Below are 26,990 nucleotides of genomic sequence, written 5' to 3'. Positions count from 1 at the left end.
AGTGTGAATCGCCCGGATTTTTTGCAGCAGTATCAACCGTCGTCGAAAACCATTCACCTTGGTTTTCCCGCGTCATCTCCGGCCGCCGCATCCATTAATGCAGGCCGCGAATTAGCACCAGATTTTCCCAGGGAGTGGTTTGAGTTTACCGACCCGGATGATGAATTCCACGTCTATAGTGTGGATTTAACCTGGTTAGAGTCCCATTACACTTGCCAATTCGGCACCGAGCGATGCTTTGGTATTGATTCAAATAACCCGGATGTTGGTTGTTGCGGACATGGCGCTTTCATGGCGGATGAAACCGACCGTGATCAGCTCTATGACGCCGTTGCGCAAATGCCAGCGAAATATTGGCAAAACCGCCCAGCGGGGGTAGACGAATTCTTGAAAGCGGAAGATCCACTCCAGATTGAGCCGTGGCTGGAGTGGGATGAATTAGATGGCGATGATGGCGAGCCAGAGCCCGCATTGAAGACGCCAGTCGTCAACGGCGCGTGCATCTTCGCCAACCGGGCAGGCTGGGAAACCGGTGCCGGTTGCGCCCTGCACCAGTGGGCAATAGCTGAGGATTTAGACCTCACCGTCGTTAAGCCTGAGGTGTGTTGGCAGCTCCCGATTCGCCGCCACGAAGAGTGGGAAGAGCGTACCGATGGCCAAGAAATCCTGCGCACCACCATTGGCGAATACGACCGCCGCGGTTGGGGCAACGGCGGCGAAGACTTCGATTGGTACTGCACCACGGATTCCGCCTGCCACAACTCCCCCGAGCCAATGTGGCGCTCGCATATCTCAGAACTCACCGCACTATTGGGCAAGGAGACCTACGAAATCCTCGCTGCTAAATGCGAACAGCGCGCAAAGCTTCGAGATGCCGCCAAAGACATGGGCATGAGCTTGCCGATGCACCCAGCCAGCCAAAAAGCTGGTTGGTAGATAGACTCCCCGAGTTTAAATGTCCTTAGCGTGCAGGCTCCCAGCGGAAACGAGTTCGGCCGATTGTTCCCGCTACGACGAGCAAGCCAACGAGGAGCAAAAGCTGCATCGCTAAGGATGAAATGGAGTCACCATTCCAGGCCCTTTCAGCGCCATCAACAAACCACCTGACCGGTGAGTATTGGATAATCTGCTGAATCCCTTCGGGCATAACCTCGACTGGTGTAAATGCGCCCGAAGTTAGCATGAGCAAGATCATCAGTACATTTCCGATTCCCGTTGCCGCTGCAGTTGATGGGTAGATTGCCGCGAGCGCACAGCCGACGGCAAGAAACGCACCTAATCCGACGAGGCAAACGACAAATACAGCGAGGAAATTTTCTGGCAGCGTCACGCCGAATGCCACGATGCCAATGGCTAGAGCTGCAATCATGCTGACGATGCCCGCAATAAAGTGCACCGTCTGACTGGCCAACATGAAGGTTGAACGCGACAATGGAGTAAGGCTTAAGCGTTGAAGCGCGCCTGAATCACGTAGCGAAAGTAGTGCGATCGGCACTTGCAGCACACCAACCATTGCCAGCACTACTGATGCAAATGCAGGAAGCGTCCCATCGAGGAAACCTTGTCCCCCAAATTCCGGTCGGGGCTCATTTCCGAATATAAGTCCTAGGGCAATAACAAGCACTGGAGCAAAGGCTACAGAGAAGAACAGACCAACCGGGTCCCGCCTTTGGGAACGCCACAGTGCTTGAACTAAACCTCGATACTTTTTCATAGTCATAGTGTTTGTTCTTCCAAAGAGATGGGACGACCCGTCAAAGCCAAGAAGACGTCTTCCAGACCAGGCGTCGATGAGGTCATATTAGAAACTGTGAGATTTAGTGCTGATAGTTTCGTGAAAACCTGCTGCAACCCCGAAGTTGATCCTCGGAACGTCAACTCGCGTCCATCGAGTTCAGCGTCTCTCACTCCGGGAAGCTCGCACAGCTGCAGCTGATCCGAAGGCTTCTCATCAAGAATCAATACCGCCGAAGTATCGCCTGCATAAGATTCGACGAGACCGGACACGCTGTCCAGCGCAACAATGCTTCCATGGTCAATAATCGCCACTCGGTCGCACAAACGCTCAGCTTCTTCCATGTAATGAGTGGTGAGAACCACCGTTGTTCCCTCATCACGCACTTTCTCGACTAAAGACCACATATTTCGTCGTGACTGCGGGTCGAGAGCAGTGGTCAGCTCATCCAGAAAAGCTATCTCGGGACGATTAAGCAAGGCCAGCGCGATAAATACGCGTTGGCGTTCACCACCTGAAAGTCTTTCAATTCTGCTTTGAGCCTTATCTTCAATATCAAGGAGTTCTAATAGCTCAATCCAAGGTCGGGGCTCTGGATACAAGGACGAATACAACTCCAGCGCTTCAGAAACTTTCAGTCGTGGAGGCAATGAAGCATGCTGAAGCTGGACCCCAACTCTGTGAGATAACTCGTTCTGGTCCTTCGTCGGGTTAAGACCGAGGACTTCAATCTGTCCATAACTGGGTTCATCCAATCCTTCTAGACAGTTTAGAAGAGTTGTCTTTCCTGCTCCGTTGGGTCCGACGATGCCGAAAATCTCACCTTTCTGGACAGAAAATGAGACATTTTCGAGCGCCGGAAAGCCCTCAAAACTTCGACTGACTTTTGTGCAGGCTACGACTTCTTTCATTATTGGTCACCTGGTCCTAGGTTTGGCGGACGCTGGTGCGGCATTGCTTGCGCCACGATTTCATCCAAAGCTTCTTGACGCATGATGGCAATCCCCTGATCGGCGTCAGCCAGCAAAAGAAGTGTGTCACCTGGTTTGATGTCAAAAAGGTCACGCGCCCCTTTGGGGATGACCACTTGTCCTTTTGGTCCTACTTTTACTGTTGCTGCAAATTTTCCAGGGGGAGGCCCTTGCAAATCATCCATAACAACCCTTTCTACAAATTGCTACAAGTATAACTTGTATAACCTGAAGGGTAAGGCCTTCCCTGAATTTTGTGATTGGCCGCCACGAAAGCTACGAAGGTTGGTTGGTAGAAATTTCTACCAACCAGCCTTCGCCATGTGCTTAGCACTCGGTCCGACGAGCTTGCCGAGAAAAATACAGCGATACCAACGCACCGAGAAACGGAACAAAGATAATAACTACGAGCCTCAACAGCACCCGCGTCCAAACCTCCTTTTCCCGGAGCAGTTCGGCTATGGCCCAAATCGCCAGTACAACCGATAGAACGCCGGCTGCCATGACGAAGCCGTCCAGCGCGGAAGGAATGAGCGGATTCATCTTTAGGTCTCGATCTAGATATCGAACTTATAACCCAGTCCGCGCACGGTGACCAAGTGCTGCGGGCGAGAAGGCTCAGATTCAATCTTGGAGCGCAGGCGCTTGACGTGAACATCGAGGGTCTTAGTATCGCCGACGTAGTCAGCGCCCCAGATGCGGTCAATGAGCTGACCGCGAGTCAGCACCCGGCCTGCGTTTCGCAGCAGGTACTCGAGCAGATCGAATTCCTTCAGCGGCATGGAGACGGGTTCCCCATCGACGGACACTGTGTGGCGTTCCACGTCCATGCGTACGCGACCGCCTTCGAGAATTTGGTCCTCAAACTCTTCGACTTCTTCGACCGCTTCGCCACCGCGGCGCAGTACCGCACGAATGCGTGCGATTAGTTCACGGGAAGAATAAGGCTTGGTGACATAGTCATCCGCACCCAGCTCGAGGCCCACGACTTTGTCGATCTCTGAGTCACGCGCTGTGACCATGATGACCGGGACTGAGGATGTAGCGCGCAGCTGCTTGCACACATCAGTGCCGGACATACCTGGCAACATCAAGTCGAGCAGGACGATGTCGACCTCATGACGCGCAAACTCTTCGAGTGCAGTCTTGCCGTCGTGCGCGACGATAGGGTCAAAGCCCTCTTTACGCAGAAGGAATGCCAGCGGATCCGCCAGCGATTCTTCATCCTCAACGATGAGAATGGTCGTCATGACGTTTTATCCTTTCGACGTGAAGTAGCCCGGGCGACCGCGGATTGCAGATCTGGCCGTGGAGACTTTTCAGTTTCATTATCCTCTGCCACCGGAATTTTTTCCGGCAGTGGCTCGTGATAAATCGGAAGTTCAATTGTAAAAGTTGATCCAGTACCCAAGCGGGACCACAATTTAATGTTTCCGCCGTGGTTAGCAACAACATGCTTTACTATCGCTAATCCTAGGCCAGTTCCACCTGTCTGACGCGATCGGGCTTTATCAACGCGGAAAAAGCGCTCAAATACCCTATTTTGGTCATCCGGTGAGATACCAATACCGCGGTCAGTTACTCGGATGGCCACGATGTCGTCACTCACGCGCTTTTGCGAAATCGACACTGGCATCGATTCCGGTGAATAGTGCACCGCGTTGGAAATCAGATTAGAAACCGCGGTGACAAGGAGTGACTTATCGCCTTCCACCTGAGCATCAACGCTCAAACCGCGGGTAATCTGGATTCCATGGGATTCTGCAGAAAGCTGATTACGAACAATCGCCTCATTGACAATCGAGTCCACGGATACCGGCTCTAGCTCAGGAAGCGCCTCTGCACCCTGCAGCTTGGAAAGCGCAATGAGCTCATTAACCATACCAGCCATGCGGTAGGCCTCTTTTTGCACGCGGGTACCGAAGTATTCAACATGCTCAGAGTCCTGAGGGTCATCAAGCAGCGCCTCTGCCAGCAGGGCAATGCCACCAACCGGGGTTTTCAGCTCATGCGAGACGTTAGCCACGAAGTCACGACGTGCAGCTTCCATGCGCACTGATTCGGACTGGTCAGTAGCAAAGATGATGACAAAGCGGTCATCGATCAGCGTCAGAGGTTTCACCAACGCCCGAATCTGCAGCACGCGATTACCGGTGCGGCGCGTGGAAATCGGATGATCGATGGTGCGTTCTTCTTTATCTTCGAAGACTTCCTCTGCCACCTGCCACAGCTCTTGATTAATAGAGCGGTCATGCACCAGTGTCATCTCATGCGCTGCTGGATTAGACAAGATGACATCACCGTCTTTATCCACCACCGTCACACCGGTGGGCGCGCCCTGAACCGCTAAGTGAAGAACCTGGCTCACCGTGGTGACCTGGTTGGCTTCGATCGAACTGGAGCGCCGCGAGCTCAACAACCGGCGGTGGATAAAGCGGTACGCAGGCATTGCAATGATGCAGACAATAATGCCTGCGATGAAGGCAATAACCGTGGCCACTTATTTACCAGTCCTGATTCTTCGAAATTCTAAATAATGATTCATGCATGCAATCACCCCAGAGCAATCGTGCATAGTGCTCTGGGGTCATGACTATAGTGCCGGTGAGAAGATCAGACCAGCGCTAGAGAATTCTTACTTGCCGCCCTGGGCAGCTACAGCAGCGGCACCAGCAGCTGCTGCTTCTGGATCCAGGTAGGTGCCGCCTGGGTTAACAACCTCACCGGATTCATTCAGCTCATAGACCAGTGGAATACCCGTTGGGATATTCAGGCCAGCAATATCATCATCAGAGATACTGTCCAGATGCTTGACCAGCGCACGCAGGGAGTTTCCGTGCGCAGCAATAAGAACAGTCTCACCGCGCTGGGCACGAGGCAGGATTTCTTCCTTGAAGTAAGGAATGAAACGCTCAACAACATCCTTCAGGCACTCGGTGCGTGGGACCGTATCCAGGTTTGCGTAACGGACATCATTTGCCTGAGAGTACTCAGCGTCATCGGCAAGCTCTGGCGGTGGGGTGCCATAAGAACGGCGCCACTCCATGAATTGCTCATCGCCGTACTTATCCTTGGTCTCAGCCTTGTTCAGGCCCTGCAGCGCACCATAGTGGCGCTCATTCAGGCGCCAGTCACGGATGACCGGGATCCAATGGCGGTCCGCTGCGTTCAGGGAAATATTTGCGGTGCGGATCGCACGACGCAGCAACGAGGTGTAAACAACGGAAGGCAAGATGTTGTTTTCTACCAACAACTCGCCGCCGCGCTTTGCCTCAGCCTCGCCCTTTTCAGTCAAGTCAACATCCACCCAGCCGGTGAACTGGTTGGATTCATTCCACTTGGACTGGCCATGGCGTAAAAGAATTAGCTTTCCATTAGTCATGCCTTCAAGCATGCCACGAAAATTACGCGCTCGCGCATTAAAAAATGTGATTTAGATACCGGCAGCCTGACGCGGGCCGTGGCACTCAGATAAATCCACCTTCAATGCCTCGTCATAGACCTGCAGCAAGTCCTTCGCTGATGCCGCCCAGCTGAATTTCGCCGCATGCCCGACTGCTGCTTCGCCCATGGCAATACGCCTGTCATCATCATCCAATAACTCCGCCAAGGCATCCGCCCACTGGGTGGAATCGTGGCCATCGACCAGCAAACCCGTGACTTCATGATCAACGGCGATGGGCAAACCGCCAACGCGGGCCGCAACCACTGGGGTTCCCGTGGCTTGTGCCTCCATGGCAACCAGACCGAAAGACTCGTTGTAGCTGGGTACCGCAACAATATCGGCGGCCTGGTACACAGCGACCAAATCCTGCGGTGGACGCGCATCAATGAAACGAATCCGGTGCGCAACCCCCAGCTCACGCGCTAGCTCGTGATAGCTTTGCACATTCGACTGTGTTCCGGATGCGCCGCCACAAATAACCACGCGCAGATTGCGGTGTGGGTCGCGCTGAAAGAGCTCAGCCGTTGCCCGAATTAGTACCTCCGGGCCTTTGAATTTCTGCAAGCGCCCCACGAAAGCCACGACTTTGGTGTGCAGTGGGATACCCAGCTCACGGCGGCTGCGCTCCGTATTGCGATCGGTACCAGGTGTAAAGAGCTCCGTATCGGCGCCCGGAGTGATCACCGAAATATGGCATTCCTCGGCATCATAATGCGCAATGAGCTCTTGTTTTTCATCTTCGGTATTGACCACCAAGATGTCTGCGTTATCAGAAAGCTGCTGCTCACAAATGCGGCGTGCCTCTGTTTCAGGAGAATCATCCGCCGCACGGTACGCATTCTTCACCGCCGCTAAGGTGTGCGCGGTATGCACCAAGGGGATTCCCCACAAATCCCGTAGTAGCCAACCCACCTGTCCGGATAGCCAATAATGCGAATGAATCAGGTCATAGTGCAGTCCATTGCACTTAATAAACTGCACCATGCCGCCAGAAAATGCTGCAAGCTGCGTGGGTAGTTCTTCCTTGCTCAATCCTTCATAGGGTCCAGCGACGATATTAATCACGCGCAGGTGCGGTTCAATTTCTACTACTTCACCCTGACTCGGTCTGGTCGCTCGGGTGAAAATATCCACGTCCACGCCCTTACGCGCCAGCTGCGTCGCGATGGACAACACGTACACATTCATTCCGCCCGCATCACCGGAACCGGGTTGCGCGATGGGCGAGGTATGCATTGAAATCATGGCGACTCTCATATGCAATATCTTAGACTTTCACCATGAGCCACACATCTGAAGACAAGATCCTAGAAGTCATTAACGTTGATAAGGAGGTCTCTGACACTGCATCCTTCATGACGCGATATAACGTCTTACCCAGCCAAAGCATTAATTCCATCGTGGTCACCGTCAAGAGCAATGGCGAACGTACGCCCTATCTGGTGCTGGTTCCGGCCACCCACGCTTTGGATAATAAAGGCATGAAACAAGCACTTGGTGGCAAGACCTCCTTTATGCCCATGGAAGATGCCCTCGCGCTTACTCATATGGAACGCGATAGCATCGGTCCTGTTGGCGCTCCGGATGACCTGCAGATTGTCACTGACTCATCTGTGCTCAACGAGGATTCCTACATCATTGGTGGCGGTAAGTTGGGCAAAAAGTACCGTATTGCCCACGATGAATTACTCCAGCTCATCGACATTGATGCACGTGATATTTTCAATCATCGCCCAGCTACGCCAACCGACGAATAGCTAATCTTTAACTAAGTACTTCCGCAGACAGCCCCGAGATACACGGCGCTCGAGATACATGGGCCGATACCGGAGTCTCGAAATTTGATTCATTCGACTTATTGTTTCTCTGGTGATGCAATTTACTTTCGGTGCTGAGGGATCCCTCAGGTTTATGGCGCTACACTGGTTGTCAACAAATACCTAATTAACCATCGACATTCATTCGCCTCCCGGCCTGCTGAGATTCAATGTCTTTCAAAGAGCCAGGGGCGAATCAACGACGACCTAGAAGGATTCAATGTCTGCAAACGACACTAAAGCTTGGCTCCAGTACTACCCGGAGTGGACGCCACATTCGCTCGATTATGGCGACACCACCCTATTGGATGTTTATGACAATAACTTGGCCATCAATGGACACAAGACTGCGTTAAGCTTCTTCGGCCGCGGCCAATCTTATGCCGATCTTGACCGCCAGGTACGCCGTGCTGCGGCTGGCCTACGCGCCTTTGGTGTACGCCCCGGCGACCGTGTTGCCATGGTGCTTCCTAATTGCCCGCAGCATGTTGCCGCCTTTTATGCAGTGCTCAAGCTCGGCGCATCGGTTGTGGAACACAACCCGCTTTATACCGCGCCAGAGTTGGAAAAGCTTTTTAAGGACCACGGCGCTCGTATCGCTATTGCCTGGGACAAGGCTGCACCAACGCTAGAGAAGCTCCGCGGCACCACCAATTTGGAAACGGTTATTTCCGTCAACATGATTGATGCGATGCCAACTTTGCAGCAAATCGCGCTGCGCATTCCCATCCCACCCTTGAAAGCTAAGCGCGCCCAGCTCACTGGCGAAGCACGTAATTCTGTGCCATGGGATACGTTGATTGGCAATGCCATTGGTGGCGATGGCAGCGATATCGAATCTGAACCCACCGTTGATCGTGACACCACCGCCGTGGTGATGTACACCTCCGGCACCACTGGTCAGCCAAAGGGCGCTGAGCTAACCCATGGTTCTCTCTTCGCCAATCTAGCCCAAGGTAAGGCGTGGGTTCCAGAGCTGGGCGACCAAGATGAGCGCATGCTGGCGGCACTGCCGTTCTTCCACGCATATGGCCTGACCATGAACCTGACGTTGTCACAATTTATTGGTGGTGAGCTTGTTCTCCTGCCATCACCACAGATTCCACTCATCATGGACATCATGAAGAAAAATCCACCGACATGGATTCCGGGCGTACCCACCCTCTACGGAAAAATCGTGGAGGCAGCAAAAGAAAAAGGCATTGCCATCAAGGGCATCCGCAGCTCCTTCTCTGGCGCGGCATCACTGCCCGCCGCAACTGTTGAATCCTGGGAAGAACTCACCCAGGGGCGCCTGGTCGAAGGATTTGGCCTCACGGAGTGCTCCCCTATTCTCATCGGCAATCCAATGACTGATGATCGCCGTCCTGGATATGTGGGTATTCCATTCCCTGACACCGAAATCCGCATTGTTAATCCGGAGAATCCAGATGAAGTCTTGCCGGATGGCGAAGAAGGCGAAATCATCGCCCGCGGCCCACAGGTATTCAAAGGCTACCTCAATAACCCGGAGGCCACTGAGCAGGCTTTCCATGATGGCTGGTTCCGTACTGGCGATTTAGGCGTAATGGAAGAAGATGGCTTCATCCGTCTGGTTGCCCGTTTGAAGGAAGTCATCATCACCGGTGGGTTCAACGTCTACCCCGGCGAAGTTGAAGAAGTTTTGATGTCCCACCCGGATGTTGAGGAAGCTGCCGTTGTTGGCCGCCCACGCGAGGATGGCTCTGAAGATGTTGTCGCATGCTTGACGCTAAACGATGGCTCTGCCCTAGATCCCGAGGGCCTGAAAGAATTCGCTCGTGAACGCCTGACCCGCTACAAAGTACCGCGCACCTTCTACCACTTTGAAGAATTAGCCAAGGACCAGCTGGGCAAGATTCGCCGCCGCGAAGTCCAAACCGACCTCATTGAGCGCTTGGAGAAGCAACAGTAAGCGGCGAAAAAATTACATAAAGATTGACCCACATTGCGGGCTTATTGATCACCAAGGATTCAGCAATTCACACATGGTGACTAGTCCTCAATGTGGGTTTTCTTTTGCGCCGGGGGTTCTACATGGGGTGAGGTAAAGCAGCTTTCCTGCGACAAACCGCTCAAATATGAGGTTTCCATCATGTTTTACATGTACTATAAGGGGCGAAATAGTTAGCTCTGGAAACACATTGTCCGTTTCAGCGGATTGGCATTTGCAGAGTTATTAAAGAAACTCATCGCTTTACCGCAAGCCCGAACATTTGGAAGGACCCGCATGTCCGCATTTGAAACCAAGGCCTGGATTAAGCAATATGCCCCATGGACCAAGGCCGAACTCGAGTACACAGATGACACCCTGGCATCCATCTATGACACCAACCTTGAAAATAATGCTGACAGGCCTGCGACCTATTTCTTCGGACGCAGCCAAACTTTTAAAGAGCTAGATCAACATGTTCGTGCGGCTGCTGCTGGTTTGAAGGCTTTTGGCATCCGCCCTGGTGACCATGTGGCACTAGTATTACCTAATTGCCCTCAGCACCTGGCAGCATTCTTTGCTATTCAAAAGCTTGGCGCGATTGTGGTGGAACACAATCCGCTTTATACCGCGCATGAGTTAGAGGGTCTGTTTAAAGATCACGGCGCACGCGTAGCAATTGTTTGGGATAAAGCTGCGTCTACTTTGGAAAAGCTGCGCGGCACCACGGATTTAGAAACTATCGTCTCCGTCAACATGACGGAGGCCATGCCACGCCGCATGCAATTGCTGCTGAGCATTCCTATTCCTCCAATTACCACTAAGCGCGCCGCGTTAACGGGTGAAGCGCCAAATACTGTGCCCTGGTCAACGCTCATTTCACAAGCCATTGGTGGCAATGGCAAGGACCTTGTCTCAGCAGAGATTGACCCCGACGACACGGCGATCATTTTGTATACGTCCGGTACCACCGGTGCCCCTAAAGGCGCGATGATCACCCATCGCAATATCATCAGCATCTGCCATATGGGCAAGGCATGGGTTCCGGGTCTTGGTGAGAAACCCGAACGTTTCTTAGCAGCACTGCCTTTCTTCCATGTTTATGGCCTGACCATTGAAGCAGCCTTGGCGATCTTCGTTGGTGCCGAACTCATCTTGCTTCCGGCACCGCAAATCCCATTGGTGATGGATGTTATTAAGAAGCACACCCCTACCTGGGCACCTGGTGTACCGACTTTGTACGAGAAGATTTTGACCGCAGCCGAAGAAAAGGGAATGGATAAGTCAGCGCACCCGATTGCCAACTCTTTCTCCGGTGCTGCAACCCTGCCAGTACGCACTGTTGCCCGTTGGGAAGCATTCTCTGGAGGCAATCTGGTGGAAGGTTATGGACTGACGGAAACGTCCCCGGTTATTTGTGGCAACCCGATGGACGGCAACCACCGTCCGGGCTATGTCGGCCTACCGTTTCCAGATACCGAGGTCCGTATTGCCAACCCAGAAAACCTCGATGAAACTATGCCTGATGGCGAGGAAGGTGAACTGCTAGTCCGCGGCCCACAGGTATTCAAGGGCTATCTCAATAATCCAGAAGCTACCGAAGCGACCTTTCACGGTGATTGGTTCCGTACTGGTGACGCAGGCGTTATGGAAGAAGATGGCTTTGTCCGTCTCGTAGCCCGCCTCAAGGAAATCATCATCACCGGCGGATTTAATGTCTACCCTGCTGAGGTCGAGGAAGCGATCTCAGCGCATCCAGATATCGAAGGCATTGCCGTAGTTGGACGCCCACGTGATGACGGATCCGAAGATGTAGTCGCCTGTGTCACCCTGCGCGACGGTGCCGCCCTGGATCCAGAAGGACTCAAGGAGTTCTCCCGCGAGCGGCTAACCCGCTACAAAGTGCCACGCACTTTCTACCACTTCGATGAATTGGCCAAAGACCAACTAGGCAAGATTCGTCGCCGTGAGGTCCAAGCAGATCTTCTCCAGATGTTGGAAGACAAAAAGTAGCGAATATAAAACCCGCTACCTCCCCATGACGTAATCGACTCGTCCTCCCAAGCGATAAGTCTTGGTGCACTAAGCTTGCAAAGGAGAACTACACTTCTTTGCCACTTTGCAGGTTGGCCCCCTTTAAGCTTGTCACGCTGACCCTTGCAGATGCACCATCGATAAACTATCCCTGGGAGGACGTCTTATGTCGGCATTTCAAACCAAAGCATGGATCCACAATTACGCCGAGTGGACCGAGCCTCATCTGGACTACGGCGATGACACGCTGGTTGATTTCTACAACAACAATCTAGAGAAGAACGGCAATAAGTCCGCGACCTATTTCTTCGGACGCACCCAGACTTATAATGACTTGGACCAGCAGGTTCGCGCTGCCGCAGCGGGTCTTAAAGCCTTTGGCATTCGCCCTGGCGACCGCGTGGCGTTGGTTCTTCCTAACTGCCCACAGCACATTGCTGCTTTCTACGCAGTACTCAAGCTTGGCGCGACCGTGGTTGAACACAACCCGCTCTACACCGCGCATGAGTTGGAAGGACTATTCAAAGACCACGGCGCACGCGTGGCAATTGTCTGGGACAAAGCTGCTCCCACCTTGGAAAAGCTGCGCGGAACAACCGAGCTTGAAACGATTGTCTCCGTCAATATGACTGAAGCAATGCCACGCCGCATGCAGCTATTGCTGCGCATCCCGGTTCCACCAATCACTTCGAAGCGTGAGGCCCTGACAGGTGAGGCACCAAATACCGTTCCTTGGTCCACCCTGTGTTCCCACGCCATTGGTGGCTCCGGCAAAGACACCGAGTTTCCTGAGGTCACCCAAGATGACACCGCATTGGTGCTGTACACCTCCGGCACGACCGGGCAACCGAAGGGCGCAATGCTCAGCCACGGAAACATGGCCTCGATGGTTGTCATGGGTGATGCCTGGGTGCCGGGCTTACGCGATAAGCAACAACGTTTTCTCGCTACCTTGCCGATGTTCCACGTCTATGGATTGACGATGGTCGCAACACTGGGTGTCTATGTCGGCGCTGAGATGGTTCTGCTGCCAGCGCCGCAGATTCCGCTGATTATTGATGTTTTGAAGAAGCACACTCCCACCTTCGCGCCAGGCGTGCCAACGCTTTATGAGAAAATCATCGCGGCAGCCAATGAGAAGAATATTGAAATCACGGGCATTGATAATGCTTTCTCAGGTGCGTCTACCCTGCCGGCTTCCACTGTTGAGGACTGGGAAACCCTGACCGGCGGCAAGCTCGTGGAAGGCTACGGCCTGACTGAGACCTCCCCAGTTATCTGTGGCAATCCCATGAACGGCAAGGTTCGCCCGGGTTATGTCGGCCTGCCATTCCCCGATACCGAAATACGCATTGCCAACCCAGATAATCTAAATGAAACCATGCCTGATGGTGAGGAAGGTGAGCTGCTCGTTCGCGGCCCACAGGTATTTAGCGGCTACCTCAATAAGCCTGAAGAAACCGAGGAGGCTTTCCACGGCGACTGGTTCCGCACCGGCGATGTTGGCGTCATGGAAAAAGATGGCTTTGTCCGTCTCGTAGCCCGCATCAAGGAAATCATCATCACCGGCGGATTCAACGTCTTCCCTGCTGAGGTAGAAGAAATCTTACGTACCCACCCTGACATCACCGATGTCGCTGTGGTGGGACGCCCTCGTTCCGATGGCTCCGAAGACGTCGTCGCTTGTGTCACCCTGCGCGATGGTGCAGCGCTTGATCCAGAGGGCCTCAAGGACTTTTCCCGCGAACGCCTCACCCGCTACAAGGTGCCGCGTACCTTCTACCACTTCGAGGAATTAGCCAAAGACCAGCTGGGCAAGATTCGACGCCGCGAGGTCCAGGCAGATCTACTCAAACTGCTGGAGAAGTAAATGACCTAAAGCGCGGGGCTATGTATTTATGTAACTTATACATATGTCCCCGCGTTCGAAGAATCCTGAGCTTCCACAAGAATCCCCAAATCCTTTTCGTCCAACCTTTGGTGCTTCACCGCGCTTTTGGGCTGGGCGAAAAGTCATTCTTGATGGGTTCGCTGAAGCACTCGATAGCCCGGTTGGCCACCCTGACCGGGCTATGTTAATAAGCGGCACCCGCGGTATCGGAAAGACCGTGTTGCTCACGGAGCTCGAGGATCTCGCGGAAGAACGTGGCTGGATTTCTGTCCGCGCTATCGGCGGCACCGGTATGGCCGATCACCTCATCAATACGGCCATTCCGTCACATATTTCAAGGCTTAACCCTCAGGCAGAAACTAGATTAAAGACACTCGGCATCGCAGGACTTGGCCGGGTGGAGACCGAATTGGACCCACGGTATGGGCAGCTACAGCCAGTCCCCACGGTGGAGACTCGTATCCGCCAGCTTCTGGAATTTACCAGTGGCAGCGGCGTATTCATTGCCATCGATGAAGTCCAAGACGCACCAAGTGAAGACCTAGCAGCAGTGGCGCAGGCCTTCCAGAATCTCATCAAAGATGAACTTCCCGTGGCGCTCGCCTTCGCCGGACTCACTGTGGGAACGCGTGACTTATTGGATTTGCCCGGCACCACATTCCTGCGTCGCGCCAGCGCATATGAGCTCGGCCCATTGACTGCCGATGACACATTAAGCTTGCTGGCCTCTACTGCCGATGGCTCCGGTGTCCATTTCGGAACCGCTGCCGCCCGGTGCGCCGCCGAGGCATCATTCGGGTTTCCTTACCTAGTGCAGCTCATCGGCGCACTCGCGTGGCGAGTAACGAAGGACAACGATCAGAGCGAAGTCACCGAACCCATCATCAAGGAGATTCTTAAAGAAGCCATCGATACATTTGGTTCGCAGGTTCACCGGCCAGCACTACGTCACATCACCGATCTGCAGCGTGAATTCTTACGCTCGATGGCACGCCTTGGCGGCAAGGAACAATCTATCGGTGAGATTGCCGGACTGCTGGATAAAACCACCACTGGCATTAGCCGCGTCCGTGCAGCCTTAATCAAACAAGAAATTATTGAGCCGTCCTCCCACGGATACGTGCGCTTCACCCAGCCGTATATGGGAGAGCATCTGCTGGCTGAGCCACGCACACGGTACGTCCAGTAACTGATATTTGCTCTACCCGCTACGTTTCGCTGCAGAATGCACGGCAAAAATTGCGCACCTAATAAACCCACCCACCCCTTTTTGTAAAATATTGGGATTTCCCACCCAGACTAAAAACGGGCATTGGCCGTTTTGCTCAAATTTGTGCGCTCACGGGTGACAAAATCATGGCCAGAAAGCAGGCATTTTCAGCTAAATAACAGCCCTTTTACACGTCAATTTCACGTTAGATTTGAAGTGATTGTCGTGGTCAGGCCACGATCGGTTACAAGATCCAGAAAGATGAGAAAAACCTCACATTTGGGTGTGTGAGGCTCCAAACTTACGCTCAAGTAGGCTACGGTGACGTAATCGCGATAGTTTGTTGTTTCTAACAAACCCACAACGTTCATCGCGGCACTTTTGCTGGCTAGGTCAATGACCTCAGCCACGAACAATCTCACCGATACGTGTAAAAGAGGACTACCTGATATGTCGTTGACCCCCTTGCTTACCTTGAACAATGACAGCACTGCCCCGGCAGTGCTGTTTGCGGGTCAGGGTTCTGCATGGCAAAAGGCCATCGCTGATGCCGCCGCCAGCCACCACCAAGCAACGCGCCTGCGTGAGATCTTGGATGAAGTACGCTCCACCACCGGCCCGGTAGCGCGCATCATCGCGTCGTCTTGCCCAGGTGTTTATGAGCGTCTGACCGAGCTGGCTAATACCCCTGCCGGCGAGGCACCTACTGCACATGAATATGACGCATACCCTGCATACTCCATCCCAGGTATCGTTCTAGGCCAGATTGGCGCGATTGATCACCTGCGTGAGCTGGGTGTAGACGTTGACAATGCGCAGCTTGCTGGCCACTCCCAGGGTTCTTTGGGTGTCGCCGCTGTTAAGGACGCACGCCAGGCACTGGCTATCGCCGTGTTGATGGGTACCGCAGCAGCTGTCACCCAGGGCGCGAATGATTCCCGCTCCCACATGCTTTCTGTCCGTGGTGTTCCACGTGAGATGGTTGAGGAATACCTCGCTGGTGATGCTGCTATCGCTGTGGTCAACGGCCGCATTCACTTCGCGCTTTCTGGTAGCCCAGAAGATTTGGCTAAGACGGAATCCAACATCGAAGAAGCAGCGAAGTCCTACAATGAGGCGCTCGAAGAGCGTCTCATTGGTGGTTCTGAAATCAACCCGAAGTTCGACGTCCTGCCAGTAGCGCTGCCATTCCACCACGCATCCCTGCAAGGCGCAGCGGACCTCACCGTGGACTACGCACAGCAGTGTGGCCTAGACACCGAGCTCGCGCGCAAGCTTGCAGACTCCATCCTGGTTCAGCCACACAGCTGGGTTGAGACTGTCGCTGGTCTCGATTCCAACTACCTGCTTTCCCTCGACCGTGGCTTGTCTACCCTGACCGCACCACTGGTTGATGGCACCGGCAAGGTTGTTATTCCTGCTGCCACCGCTGCTGAGCGCGATAATCTGGCAACCCCAGGCACTGAGCTGCCAACCGCTGTGAACTTTGAAGAGTTCTCACCAAAGCTGATCTCTTTGCCTAATGGCAAGTCCTACACCCAGACCCGTTTCTCTGAGTGGACCGGTATGTCCCCCATCATCCTGGGCGGCATGACCCCAACCACCATGGATCCGGGCATTGTTGCAGCAGCTGCCAACGGCGGCTACTGGTCCGAGATGGCCGGTGGTGGTCAGTACTCCGATGAAGCTTTCACCATCAACAAAGATGGCATGATGGAGCTTCTGGAGCCAGGCCGCACCGCAGCGTTTAACACCATGTTCTTCGACCGCTACCTGTGGAACCTGCAGTTCGGTCAGGCACGCATTGTGCCGAAGGCCCGCGCTAATGGCGCAGCGTTTACCGGTGTCACCATCTCCGCTGGTATCCCTGAGTTGGATGAAGCGAAGGAATTGCTGGACCAGCTCACCGCAGATGGCTTCCCATATATTTCCTTCAAGCCAGGTACCACCAAGCAGATCCAGGACTGCATCGCGATTGCTGCAGATAACCCTGAGCACCGCATCATCATTCAGATCGAAGATGGCCACGCTGGTGGCCATCACTCGTGGGTTGACTTGGATGAAATGCTGCTGGCCACCTATGCATCGGCACGCCAGCATGCCAACCTCGCCATCACCGTCGGCGGCGGCATCTACTCCCCAGACCGCGCGTCTGAGTACCTGACCGGTACGTGGTCCACCAAGTACGGCCTGCCAATCATGCCAGTTGATGGTGTCTTCTTAGGCACCGTTGCTATGGCAACCAAGGAAGCAACTGCTAACGATGACGTCAAGCAGCTGCTCGTTGACACCCCAGGTATCTCCCCGGAGAAGAATGGCGGCTGGGTTGGCCGTCTGAAGGCTGATGGCGGCGTGTCCTCCTCCCAGTCCCACCTCTTGGCTGACCTACACGAGATTGATAACTCCTTTGCTAAGGCATCTCGTCTGATCACCAATACCCCTATTGAGCAGTACGAAGAAAAGCGCGATGAGATCATCGCTGCTCTGGAAAAGACCTCCAAGCCTTACTTCGGCGATCTTTCGGAAATGACCTATGAACAGTGGGTTTCCCGCTTTGCTGAGCGCGCCTACCCATGGGTCGATCCAACCTGGCATGACCGTTTCCACGATCTGCTGCAGCGCGTTGAGGCACGTCTCAATGACGCTGACCACGGTGATATCCCAACCCTCTTCCCTGCACTCGAAGATTCCGAGAACGCACCAGAGGCAGTAGCTAAACTGATTGCTGCTTACCCGAATGCAAAGACCACCAAGGTCAACACTCGCGATGAGGCTTGGTTCCCAACCCTTATCCGCAAGCACGTTAAGCCAATGCCATGGACCACCGCGATTGACGGTGACCTCAAGGAATGGTTTGCGAAGGACACCCTGTGGCAGGCACAGGACCCACGCTACGACGCTGATGGCGTTCGTATTATCCCTGGTCCAGTTGCTGTTGCTGGCATTACCAAGAAGAATGAGCCAGTTGCTGAGCTGCTCGGCCGCTTCGAGGACGCAACCACCGAAGCGCTTTCCGATGCCGGCGTTAAGGCCGAGGAGCTGTACTCCCGCTTGGCTTCGGCTAAGACCGCAGAAGACTTCCTGCGCAATGCTCCAACCATTATGTGGCATGGCCACCTCATTGCTAACCCAGCATATGAGCTGCCAGAAGACGCATTCGACATCATTGATGATGGTGAAGGCTTCGCCATCCGCATCAACTCCGATTCTTACTGGGATAACCTGCCTGAAGAGCAGCGTCCTTTCTACGTCAAGCACGTGGATATCCCAGTTGCACTGTCTGAGGCAGTAGCAACCGGTGCATCCCCAGTGGTGGATGATGCACGTCTGCCAAAGGCTGTCTTTGACCTGCTCGCTGGCGTTGCTGGTGTTGGTTCCATCTCCGAAACCGGCGATGAAATCACCGCACTGCCAAAGGTCATCGAAGGTTCCGTTTCTGAAGAGAACCCATATGGCCTGGTGGAGTACTCCTTCACCCTGCCTTCTACCCTGCTGACCGCACACACCGCGGTTACTGGCGCAGCACTGGGCACCGCCAAGGCTGGTACCCCGGACGCACTGGTTGGTCCTTGCTGGCCAGCCATCTACACCGCCCTGGGTACCGGTCGTTTGACCGAAGAGCACGGCGAGCCAGCTGGCACTGACTTCCCAGTCATCGAAGGCCTGCTCAACGCTGTTCACCTGGACCACGTCGTTGACGTGCGCATGCCACTCGAGGAACTCGCAACCGGCGCTAAGGGCGAAGGCCGCCGCATTGACGTGACCTCCCGTTGTGCATCCATCGCAGAATCCAACGCTGGCCGCATTGTCACTGTTGAACTGGAACTGCGTGATGCAGAAACCCAGGAAGTCGTTGCCACCCAGATGCAGCGCTTCGCCATCCGCGGCCGCGCAACCGGCGCATCCGTACCGGTTCCTGCTCCAGCATGGGGCGGCGGCAAGTCCCAGGACAAGGTAGAGACCACCCCACGTTCCTTCGTGGACCGCGCGGTTGTTACCGCACCAGCAGATATGACCCCATTCGCGCTGGTCTCTGGTGACTACAACCCAATTCACACCTCCACCAACGCAGCACGCCTGGTCAACCTGGAAGCACCACTGGTGCACGGCATGTGGCTCTCGGCTACTGCCCAGCACTTGGCTGGCAACCACGGCACCGTGGTTGGTTGGACCTACTCCATGTTCGGCATGGTTCAGCTCAACGATGAAGTTGAAATCACCGTCGAGCGTGTAGGCCGCAAGGGCATCCACGCCGCATTCGAGGTCACCTGCCGCATCGACGGCGAGGTCGTCTCCCGTGGCCAGGCACTGATGGCACAGCCACGCACCGCTTATGTCTACCCAGGCCAGGGCATCCAGGCTGAGGGCATGGGCCGTGGTGACCGTGATGCATCCGCAGCAGCACGCGAAGTATGGCGTCGCGCAGACCGCCACACCCGCACCGAGCTGGGATTCTCCATCCGCCAGATCATTGATGACAACCCAACCGAGCTGGTTGTTCGCGGCACCAAGTTCATCCACCCGAATGGTGTTCTGCACCTGACCCAGTTCACCCAGGTTGCTCTCGCCGTTGTGGCTTATGCCCAGACTGAGCGTCTGCGCGAAGCTGGCGCTTTGGGCACCAACTCCATGTACGCCGGTCACTCACTTGGTGAGTACACCGCGCTGGCATCCTTGGCGAATATCTTCGACCTCGAAGCCGTCATCGACATCGTCTACTCCCGTGGTTCCGCAATGGGCACCCTGGTTGAGCGCGATGAGAACGGTAATTCCAACTACGGCATGGGCGCGCTGCGTCCAAACATGATTGGTGTTCCAGCTGACCAGGTTGAGGCATACATCGCCCAGACCGCCGAAGAAACCGGTGAGTTCCTGGAGATTGTTAACTACAACATCGCTGGCCAGCAGTACTCCATCGCGGGCACCAAGGCAGGCCTGGCAGCCCTGAAGAAGAAGGCCAACGCCGTCAAGGACCGCGCATATGTCACGGTTCCTGGCATCGACGTGCCTTTCCACTCCCAGGTCCTGCGCGGCGGTGTTCCAGCATTCGCTGACAAGCTCGATGAGCTCCTTCCTGCAACCCTCGACCTGGATGCCCTGGTTGGCCGCTATGTACCAAACCTGGTGGCTGTCCCATTCGAGCTCACCCAGGAATTCGTTGACAAGGTCGCGCCAATGGCGCCATCCGGCAAACTGGATAACCTCAAGGTCGCAGACATGGATGAGCAAGCTCTTGCTCGTCTGCTCATGATTGAGCTGCTGTCCTGGCAGTTCGCTTCCCCAGTTCGCTGGATTGAAACCCAGGAGCTGCTCTTTGGTGAAGTTGATCAGATCATTGAGGTCGGCCTGGCCGCATCCCCAACCCTGACCAACCTGGCTAAGCGCTCCATGGCGGTGGCTGGCGTTGACCTGCCAGTCTTCAACGTTGAGCGCGATCAGGATCAAGTCATGCTCCAAGACGTGAAGGAAGCTCCAGCTGCGACCTTCGATGTCGAAGAAGGCGAAGCGACCTCTTCCACTAAGGCTTCCAGCGGAACCACCGCTGAAGCATCTGCGGCTGCTTCTTCTGATAACACCCAGGCAATCCCATCGGCTGAGCCACAAACCGTTGCATCCGCCCCTGCGCCTGCAGCGGCAGCTGCAGGCGGCACCGCGGCTGCCGATGCACCGGACCTGCCATTTAGCGCTGCAGAAGCCATCATGGTTCTGTTCGCTTTCCAGAATAAGATCCGCCAGGACCAAATCAATGACTCCGATACGGTCGAAGAGCTCACCAACGGTGTCTCTTCCCGCCGTAACCAGTTGCTGATGGATATGTCCGCTGAAATCGGTGTGCCAGCTATTGACGGCGCCGCTGATGCTGACGTGGCCACCCTGCGTGAGCGCGTCAAGACTGCCGCTCCGGGCTACTCCCCATTCGGCACCGTTCTGTCTGAAGCAATCACTGCTCGTCTGCGCCAGCTCACTGGTGCAGCAGGTGTCAAGCCTGCTTACATCTCTGAGCGCGTCACCGGCACCTGGGGTCTGCCTGCTTCTTGGGCATCGCATGTTGAGGCGGAAATCCTGCTCGGCTCCCGCGACGAGGACTCCGTGCGCGGTGGCTCCCTTTCCACCGTTCCATCCTCTGCTTCTTCGAAGTCGGATGTTGATGCGCTGGTCGATGCCGCTGTTCAGGCCGTCGCAGCCGCTCACGGCACCTCCGTATCCATGGGTTCTGCTGGTTCTGCTGGCGGCGGTGGAGTCGTCGACTCCGCAGCTCTGGATGCTTACGCTGACACCGTCACCGGTGAAAACGGTGTACTGGCAACCGCTGCGCGCCAGGTTCTGGCACAGCTCGGTCTGGTCGAAGAAACTCCTGAGACCCCAGAAACCGATAACACTCTCTTTGAGACCGTTGAGGCAGAGCTGGGCACCGGTTGGGCAAAGACCGTTACCCCATCCTTCGATGCCAAGCGCGCGGTACTTTTCGATGATCGCTGGGCTTCCGCACGTGAAGACCTCGCCCGCGTTGCGCTCGGTGAGCTCGACCTTCCGGTAGAGCGTTTCCGTGGCACCGGCGAGACCATCGCGAAGCAGGCTGAGTGGTGGTCTAACAACTCCGCTGCCTCCACTGGCGCTCACGCGAAGGCAACTTCTGCTGAGACCCTGCAGGCTATCGCTGCTGCGGCACGTGAAGAACTGACCGGTGAATTCGCTGGTGAAGTCGCACTGGTCACCGGTGCTGCACCTGGTTCCATCGCAACCGCACTGGTTGAGCGCCTGTTGGAAGGCGGCGCAACCGTTATCATGACCGCATCGCGTGTCAGCCAGTCCCGTAAGGAATTCGCTCGCAAGCTCTACGCGGCACACGCCATCCCAGGTGCTGCGCTGTGGGTTGTTCCAGCGAACCTCAGCTCCTACCGTGACGTTGATGCTCTCATCGACTGGATCGGTAATGAGCAGCGCGAATCCGTAGGCAATGAAGTCAAGATCACCAAGCCTGCTCTGACCCCAACCCTGGCATTCCCATTCGCAGCACCATCTGTATCCGGTTCCGTTGCGGATGCCGGCCCACAGGCTGAGAACCAGACTCGTCTGCTGCTGTGGTCGGTCGAGCGCACCATCGCTGGCCTGTCCAACCTGGCTCAGCAGGGCGTAGGAACTCGCTGCCACGTTGTTCTGCCTGGTTCCCCGAACCGCGGCATGTTCGGCGGCGACGGCGCATACGGCGAGGTCAAGGCAGCTCTCGATGCCATTTTGGCCAAGTGGTCTGCAGAAGCCGGCTGGCCAGAAGGTGTGACCCTGGCTCAGGCCAAGATCGGTTGGGTCTCCGGAACCCACCTCATGGGCGGCAACGATGTACTCATCCCGGCAGCGCAGGCTGCAGGGATCCACGTCTGGGACCCAGAAGAGATTTCTTCCGAACTCATGTCCCTGGCTTCCAAAGAATCCCGCGAAAAGGCAGCACAGGCTCCACTCGAGCTGGATCTCACCGGTGGTCTGGGTACCTCCAAGATTTCCATTTCCGAGCTCGCTGCCCAGGTGCGCGAGGAATCGGAGCAGGAGGCATCGACAAGCGGCTCTTCGACAAGCGAAGCACCGGTAAACGTTGAACCTGTCACCATCCAGGCTCTTCCTAATGCCCGCGAGGTAGAACTACCTGCAGCATTGGCTGAAGGCGAAGTTGGCGAGGTCACCACCGACCTGGATGACATGGTTGTCATCGCTGGTGTCGGCGAGGTCTCCTCTTGGGGCTCCGGCCGTACCCGCTTCGAGGCTGAATACGGCCTGCAGCGCGATGGCTCTGTTGACCTGACCGCCGCTGGTGTCCTGGAATTGGCATGGATGACCGGCTTGGTCTCCTGGTCCAATGACCCACGCCCAGCGTGGTACGACGAAGAGGGCAATGAAGTCAACGAGGCGGATATCTACGACCGCTTCCGCGACGAGGTTGTTGCACGCTCCGGTGTGCGCACCCTGACCGATAAGTACAACATGGTTGACCAGGGCTCCATTGACCTGACCTCCGTGTTCTTGGACCGCGACATCGTGTTCACCGTGCCAACCGAACAGGAAGCACGCGATATCGAAGAAGCGGATCCAAGCTTCACCAAGCTGCGCGAAGTCGACGGCGAGTGGGAAGTCACCCGCCTCAAGGGTGCAACCGCACGCGTTCCACGCAAGGCAACTTTGACCCGCACCATCGCAGGTCAGATGCCAGACCACTTCGATGCCGCCAAGTGGGGCATCCCAGACCACATGCTTGATGCGCTTGATCGCATGGCTGTCTGGAACCTGGTTACCGCAGTGGATGCGTTTACCCAGGCGGGCTTCAGCCCATCTGAGCTGCTCCAGGTCATCCACCCAGGCCAGGTTGCTACCACCCAGGGCACCGGTATCGGCGGCATGGAATCCCTGCACAAGGTCTTCGTGACCCGTCTCCTCGGTGAAGACCGTCCTTCCGACATCCTGCAGGAAGCACTGCCAAACGTGATTGCAGCGCACACCATGCAGTCTTTGGTTGGCGGCTATGGTTCGATGATTCACCCAATCGGTGCTTGTGCAACCGCTGCGGTGTCCATCGAAGAAGGCGTGGACAAGATTTCTTTGGGCAAGGCTGACCTGGTGGTTGCCGGTGGTATCGATGACGTTCAGGTGGAATCCCTGACCGGCTTCGGTGACATGAACGCAACCGCTGAGACCAAGAAGATGACCGACCAGGGCATCGACGGCCGCTTCATCTCCCGTGCGAATGACCGCCGTCGTGGCGGCTTCCTCGAGGCAGAAGGCGGCGGCACCGTCCTTCTGGTTCGCGGCTCCCTGGCTCGTGAAATGGGTCTGCCGGTCTACGCTGTGGTTGCTCACGCGGCATCCTATGGCGATGGTGCGCACACCTCCATTCCTGCTCCAGGTCTGGGTGCTTTGGGCGCTGGCCGCGGCCGTAAGAACTCCCGCCTGGCCAAGGGCCTGGCAGGACTTGGTCTGACCCCGAACGATGTGTCGGTTCTGTCCAAGCACGACACTTCCACCAATGCCAATGATCCGAATGAGTCGGAGCTGCACTCCATCCTGTGGCCAGCAATTGGCCGCGACGTGGACCAGCCTCTGTTCGTCATCTCGCAGAAGACCCTGACCGGTCACTCCAAGGCTGGTGCAGCACTGTTCCAGACCGGTGGATTGATTGACGTCTTCCGCACCGGCCGCATTCCAGCGAATAATTCTCTGGACTGCGTGGATCCGCTGATTGAGCCAAAGGCGAAGAACCTGGTCTGGCTGCGTTCCCCACTGGATGTGGAAGCAGCTAACCGTCCGGTGAAGGCCGCCGCGCTGACCTCCTTGGGCTTCGGCCACGTGGGTGCACTGCTGGTTTATGCTCACCCAGGTGTGTTTGAGGCAGCGATTGCTCAGCAGGTTTCCGCAGAAGCTGCCGCTGAGTGGCGCGAGAAGGCAAATGCTCGCTTGCTGGCTGGTGCCGCTCGCTTCGAGGCCGGCATGATTGGCAAGGAAGTTCTCTTCGAGGTCATCGACGGCCGCCGTCTGCCTGACGCAGCTGGCACCGTCGAGATTGAGAACTACGGCCCAGTTTCCGCCGACAAGGCCGCAGAAATTGCTCTGCTGCTCGACGATGACATCCGTCTCACCGCCGAAGGCACCTTCCCTGTAGCGAAATAGCGCCACATCAGTAGGCAATTAAGAGTGTGCGGGTCAGAGTATGAAACTCTGGCCCGCACACTTATTTTTCTATTGCGATGCCTTCCTATTGGAAGTAGTCTTTCGGCTAACAGCTCCACTGCTGTACTTAAGCACCGAGTTTCCAGGGAAGGGGAACACCGTGACATTTCTTGAAGGCTATGAAGCCCAATTTGGAAACCGTGTCTCTAAATTTGTCGAGGTGGAAGTTCCCCGGGTTCTAGATTCCCTCGACGAGCAAGCGCGCACACGTGTAGTTGAAGGAACAGGAGATTTCCCGAAAGACATCATCCAAAAGGTCCTGGCATCCAATGTTGAAGAACATCAGAAAATCTACGACATCGTCGTAATTGCCGGTACGTGGATGAATGCTTCATCCGGTACTCATTGGGCCGTTGGCCCGTTGAACGAAGAACCCTACGCGGAAAGAGTCGGCATAGGACTGGAGGATACGAGCAAGGGTGCTTTCACTCCTCTTTTGGCCCACATCGAAGAACTTGTTTCAGACGAAGCTAGCCCTTCTCCGGACAAAGCTTCCGTACTAGACCGCCTAGCTGCCTTCGCCGAGTTTGATAAGAAGTGGGCCGCAGAAGAGCAGTAACCAGCCTGCAATACTAAATTTCGGTACCGAGCCAGACTGGTTCGGGGATGAGCTTAACGTTGAATTCGTCAAAGACGCCGTCGCGGATGGTACGAGCCAAATCCACGATATCCTTGGACGTAGCCTCGCCGCGGTTGGTCAGGGCGAGAGTGTGCAGGGTGGACAGACGCGCTTGGGCGTCGGTGCCGGGGTAGCCGCGCTTGAACCCGGCACGCTCAATCAGCCAAGCTGCTGAAAGCTTCTTGCCTCCCTCGGCGTCGAAACGTGGCATGGACTCAGCGACTTCCTCACCGAGTTTTTCTGCGACGCGAGCAGCGACGTGGTCAGCCTTTTCTTCGGTCACAATCGGGTTAGTGAAGAAGGAACCAGCAGACCAGGTGTCCTTGTCGGAAGCGTTGAGCACCATTCCCTTGCCGCGGCGCAGCTGCAGTACGGTGTCACGGACCTCGGCAACGGGACGGCGGTCACCGGGGTTCTCGGTCAGCTGGCGAAAGTTCAGCGGGGCTGAGAGGCCATCGGTAGTAAGTTGCAGCTCGATGGCGAGCACGACGGCGCGCTCGGTGAACTTAATATTGGAATAGCGATAGCGCAGGTCGAGCGTGGAAGCCTCTACCCACTCATCTTCTTTAGTCTTGCGGTCATAAAGGCGAACCCAGGTGAGCACGTCTGATACCTCAGTACCATAGGCGCCGACGTTTTGGACAGGCACAGCACCCGCGCGACCTGGAATGCCGGACAGGCACTCGATTCCGCCCAGCCCTGCTTCGACGGCTGCGGCAACCACCGCATCCCAATTCGCGCCGCCGCCAGCGCGGACGATACCGGAATCTTTATTGACCTGGATATGCTCAAATTCGAGCGAGACAGCCACGTAATCTAATTCGCCCTGGCCCATGGATTCATCCGCAACCAAAAGGTTGGATCCGTCACCAACGATGACGAGCGGAATATTTTCACCATCCAGCACGCGGACTACGAAGCTCACTGCATCCGCATTGTGGCAGCGGACCGTGTAGCGCGGTTTTCCGCCTACACGCAGCGTCGTCATATCCGCGAAGGTCACATCATTGTCCACCTCTACGCCGACAAATTCTTTCAGGTGCTGGGTCATAAGTTCATCGTTCACACCTACCAAGGTAGTCTGTATTTTATGTCAACCCGTAGCGAAAACACCGTAACTATCAATCACCCCATTGAAAAGGTGCACCAGGCGTACTCCACCAAGGAATTTTGGGAGCACATCGTAGCTAACCTCTCCCCAGAGCCAGGCGAAGTCAACGAGTTCAACGGCGAAGAAGCAACCCTCTTCGAGGTTCTTCCAACTACCCTGCTGCCAGAAGCAGTTCGCGCCATGGTTTCTCAGTCTCTGAAGGTCAAGCGCGTTATCACCATCGGCAAGCTGGAAGACGGCAAGCTGCCTGTTGCTTTCAACGCTGATGTGAAGGGCACCCCCGTTGATTTCAAGGGCGATATCAACCTGGTTGGTAAAGGTGATGCAACCAAGCTGAACTACACCACCGATGTTTCCATCAACATCCCAATGATGGGCGCTGCCATCGAGCCTAAGGTCGCAGAAGCTTTGGAAGAGCTCTTCGGCAACGAGGCTAACCTGGCTGAGCAGTGGATTTCTGAGAACCTCTAAGGTTTTCTCTACCGCTTGAAAATC

17 protein-coding genes are annotated in these 26,990 nt (G+C 55.4%); 9 read left to right on the top strand and 8 right to left on the bottom strand.

The window, feature by feature from the left end; translation table 11 throughout:
- Positions 1-3: 3 nt before the first annotated feature.
- Positions 4-936 (top strand): hypothetical protein, encoded by a 933-nt coding sequence (locus ACG98I_RS02610; protein WP_394718143.1) that lies wholly within the window; start codon positions 4-6, stop codon positions 934-936.
- A gap of 25 nt (positions 937-961) precedes the next feature.
- On the opposite strand, the gene ACG98I_RS02605 is transcribed toward ACG98I_RS02610, so the two are convergent.
- The 7 genes from ACG98I_RS02605 to mshA all read right to left on the bottom strand — a co-directional run bounded on the left by ACG98I_RS02605 (position 962) and on the right by mshA (position 7,408).
- A complete protein-coding gene (locus ACG98I_RS02605; protein WP_394718141.1) occupies positions 962-1,714 on the bottom strand; it encodes an ABC transporter permease in 753 nt (250 codons plus the stop codon).
- 2 nt (positions 1,715-1,716) lie between these two features.
- A complete protein-coding gene (locus tag ACG98I_RS02600) occupies positions 1,717-2,646 on the bottom strand; it encodes an ABC transporter ATP-binding protein (protein ID WP_394718139.1) in 930 nt (309 codons plus the stop codon).
- Positions 2,646-2,891 (bottom strand): AbrB/MazE/SpoVT family DNA-binding domain-containing protein, encoded by a 246-nt coding sequence (locus tag ACG98I_RS02595; protein ID WP_394718138.1) that lies wholly within the window; start codon positions 2,889-2,891, stop codon positions 2,646-2,648. Before ACG98I_RS02595 ends, ACG98I_RS02600 begins: the two co-directional genes overlap by 1 nt.
- A gap of 372 nt (positions 2,892-3,263) precedes the next feature.
- Complete coding sequence (locus ACG98I_RS02590; RefSeq protein WP_394718136.1) at positions 3,264-3,956, bottom strand: response regulator transcription factor; 693 nt, start codon at positions 3,954-3,956, stop codon at positions 3,264-3,266.
- The gene (locus ACG98I_RS02585; RefSeq protein WP_394718134.1) at positions 3,953-5,206 is read right to left on the bottom strand and encodes a sensor histidine kinase; all 1,254 of its coding nucleotides are present in this window, start codon (positions 5,204-5,206) and stop codon (positions 3,953-3,955) included. Before ACG98I_RS02585 ends, ACG98I_RS02590 begins: the two co-directional genes overlap by 4 nt.
- 135 nt (positions 5,207-5,341) lie before the next feature.
- Complete coding sequence (locus ACG98I_RS02580) at positions 5,342-6,088, bottom strand: phosphoglyceromutase (protein WP_394718133.1); 747 nt, start codon at positions 6,086-6,088, stop codon at positions 5,342-5,344.
- 51 nt (positions 6,089-6,139) lie between these two features.
- Positions 6,140-7,408, bottom strand: a complete 1,269-nt coding sequence (gene mshA, locus ACG98I_RS02575; protein ID WP_394718131.1) for a D-inositol-3-phosphate glycosyltransferase — start codon at positions 7,406-7,408, stop codon at positions 6,140-6,142.
- Between the two features lie 23 nt (positions 7,409-7,431).
- Between mshA and ACG98I_RS02570 the strand changes: the two genes are divergently transcribed.
- The 7 genes from ACG98I_RS02570 to ACG98I_RS02540 all read left to right on the top strand — a co-directional run bounded on the left by ACG98I_RS02570 (position 7,432) and on the right by ACG98I_RS02540 (position 25,324).
- The gene (locus ACG98I_RS02570) at positions 7,432-7,908 is read left to right on the top strand and encodes a YbaK/EbsC family protein (protein WP_394718130.1); all 477 of its coding nucleotides are present in this window, start codon (positions 7,432-7,434) and stop codon (positions 7,906-7,908) included.
- 280 nt (positions 7,909-8,188) lie between these two features.
- Positions 8,189-9,901 carry a long-chain-fatty-acid--CoA ligase gene (locus tag ACG98I_RS02565; RefSeq protein ID WP_394718129.1) on the top strand — a complete coding sequence of 571 codons (1,713 nt, stop codon included), beginning with the start codon at positions 8,189-8,191 and terminating at the stop codon, positions 9,899-9,901.
- Between the two features lie 315 nt (positions 9,902-10,216).
- On the top strand, positions 10,217-11,932 hold the full coding sequence (locus ACG98I_RS02560; RefSeq protein WP_394718127.1) for a long-chain-fatty-acid--CoA ligase: 1,716 nt from the start codon (positions 10,217-10,219) through the stop codon (positions 11,930-11,932).
- Between the two features lie 187 nt (positions 11,933-12,119).
- The gene (locus tag ACG98I_RS02555; protein ID WP_394718126.1) at positions 12,120-13,823 is read left to right on the top strand and encodes a long-chain-fatty-acid--CoA ligase; all 1,704 of its coding nucleotides are present in this window, start codon (positions 12,120-12,122) and stop codon (positions 13,821-13,823) included.
- A 43-nt stretch (positions 13,824-13,866) separates the two neighbouring features.
- Positions 13,867-15,033: an AAA family ATPase gene (locus ACG98I_RS02550; protein ID WP_394718124.1), complete on the top strand. Its 1,167-nt coding sequence runs from the start codon at positions 13,867-13,869 to the stop codon at positions 15,031-15,033.
- 471 nt (positions 15,034-15,504) lie between these two features.
- Entirely contained in the window at positions 15,505-24,705 is a 9,201-nt protein-coding gene (locus tag ACG98I_RS02545) for a fatty acid synthase subunit beta domain-containing protein (RefSeq protein ID WP_394718122.1), read from the top strand.
- 160 nt (positions 24,706-24,865) lie between these two features.
- Positions 24,866-25,324, top strand: a complete 459-nt coding sequence (locus ACG98I_RS02540; RefSeq protein ID WP_394718120.1) for a hypothetical protein — start codon at positions 24,866-24,868, stop codon at positions 25,322-25,324.
- Between the two features lie 13 nt (positions 25,325-25,337).
- On the opposite strand, the gene ACG98I_RS02535 is transcribed toward ACG98I_RS02540, so the two are convergent.
- Positions 25,338-26,450, bottom strand: coding sequence for a UDP-N-acetylmuramate dehydrogenase (locus ACG98I_RS02535; RefSeq protein WP_394718118.1), 1,113 nt, complete (start codon positions 26,448-26,450; stop codon positions 25,338-25,340).
- 24 nt (positions 26,451-26,474) lie between these two features.
- Here ACG98I_RS02535 and ACG98I_RS02530 point away from each other — a divergent pair, with 24 nt between their 5' ends.
- Positions 26,475-26,966 (top strand): DUF2505 domain-containing protein, encoded by a 492-nt coding sequence (locus tag ACG98I_RS02530; protein ID WP_394718116.1) that lies wholly within the window; start codon positions 26,475-26,477, stop codon positions 26,964-26,966.
- Positions 26,967-26,990: the final 24 nt, after the last annotated feature.

Origin of the sequence: Corynebacterium sp. L4757 (genome assembly GCF_043673995.1) — a bacterium.
Classification (GTDB): Bacteria; Actinomycetota; Actinomycetes; order Mycobacteriales; family Mycobacteriaceae; genus Corynebacterium.
Note: the sequence above shows the minus strand (reverse complement) of the source record. Positions and strands in the feature narration are given on the sequence as shown.

Coding starts and splice junctions, on each gene's coding strand:
- ACG98I_RS02605 (WP_394718141.1), bottom strand. CDS start 1,714: ATGAAAAAGTATCGAGGTTTAGTTCAAGCACTGTGGCGTTCCCAAAGG.
- ACG98I_RS02600 (WP_394718139.1), bottom strand. CDS start 2,646: ATGAAAGAAGTCGTAGCCTGCACAAAAGTCAGTCGAAGTTTTGAGGGC.
- ACG98I_RS02595 (WP_394718138.1), bottom strand. CDS start 2,891: ATGGATGATTTGCAAGGGCCTCCCCCTGGAAAATTTGCAGCAACAGTA.
- ACG98I_RS02590 (WP_394718136.1), bottom strand. CDS start 3,956: ATGACGACCATTCTCATCGTTGAGGATGAAGAATCGCTGGCGGATCCG.
- ACG98I_RS02580 (WP_394718133.1), bottom strand. CDS start 6,088: ATGACTAATGGAAAGCTAATTCTTTTACGCCATGGCCAGTCCAAGTGG.
- mshA (WP_394718131.1), bottom strand. CDS start 7,408: ATGAGAGTCGCCATGATTTCAATGCATACCTCGCCCATCGCGCAACCC.
- ACG98I_RS02570 (WP_394718130.1), top strand. CDS start 7,432: ATGAGCCACACATCTGAAGACAAGATCCTAGAAGTCATTAACGTTGAT.
- ACG98I_RS02565 (WP_394718129.1), top strand. CDS start 8,189: ATGTCTGCAAACGACACTAAAGCTTGGCTCCAGTACTACCCGGAGTGG.
- ACG98I_RS02560 (WP_394718127.1), top strand. CDS start 10,217: ATGTCCGCATTTGAAACCAAGGCCTGGATTAAGCAATATGCCCCATGG.
- ACG98I_RS02555 (WP_394718126.1), top strand. CDS start 12,120: ATGTCGGCATTTCAAACCAAAGCATGGATCCACAATTACGCCGAGTGG.
- ACG98I_RS02550 (WP_394718124.1), top strand. CDS start 13,867: ATGTCCCCGCGTTCGAAGAATCCTGAGCTTCCACAAGAATCCCCAAAT.
- ACG98I_RS02545 (WP_394718122.1), top strand. CDS start 15,505: ATGTCGTTGACCCCCTTGCTTACCTTGAACAATGACAGCACTGCCCCG.
- ACG98I_RS02530 (WP_394718116.1), top strand. CDS start 26,475: ATGTCAACCCGTAGCGAAAACACCGTAACTATCAATCACCCCATTGAA.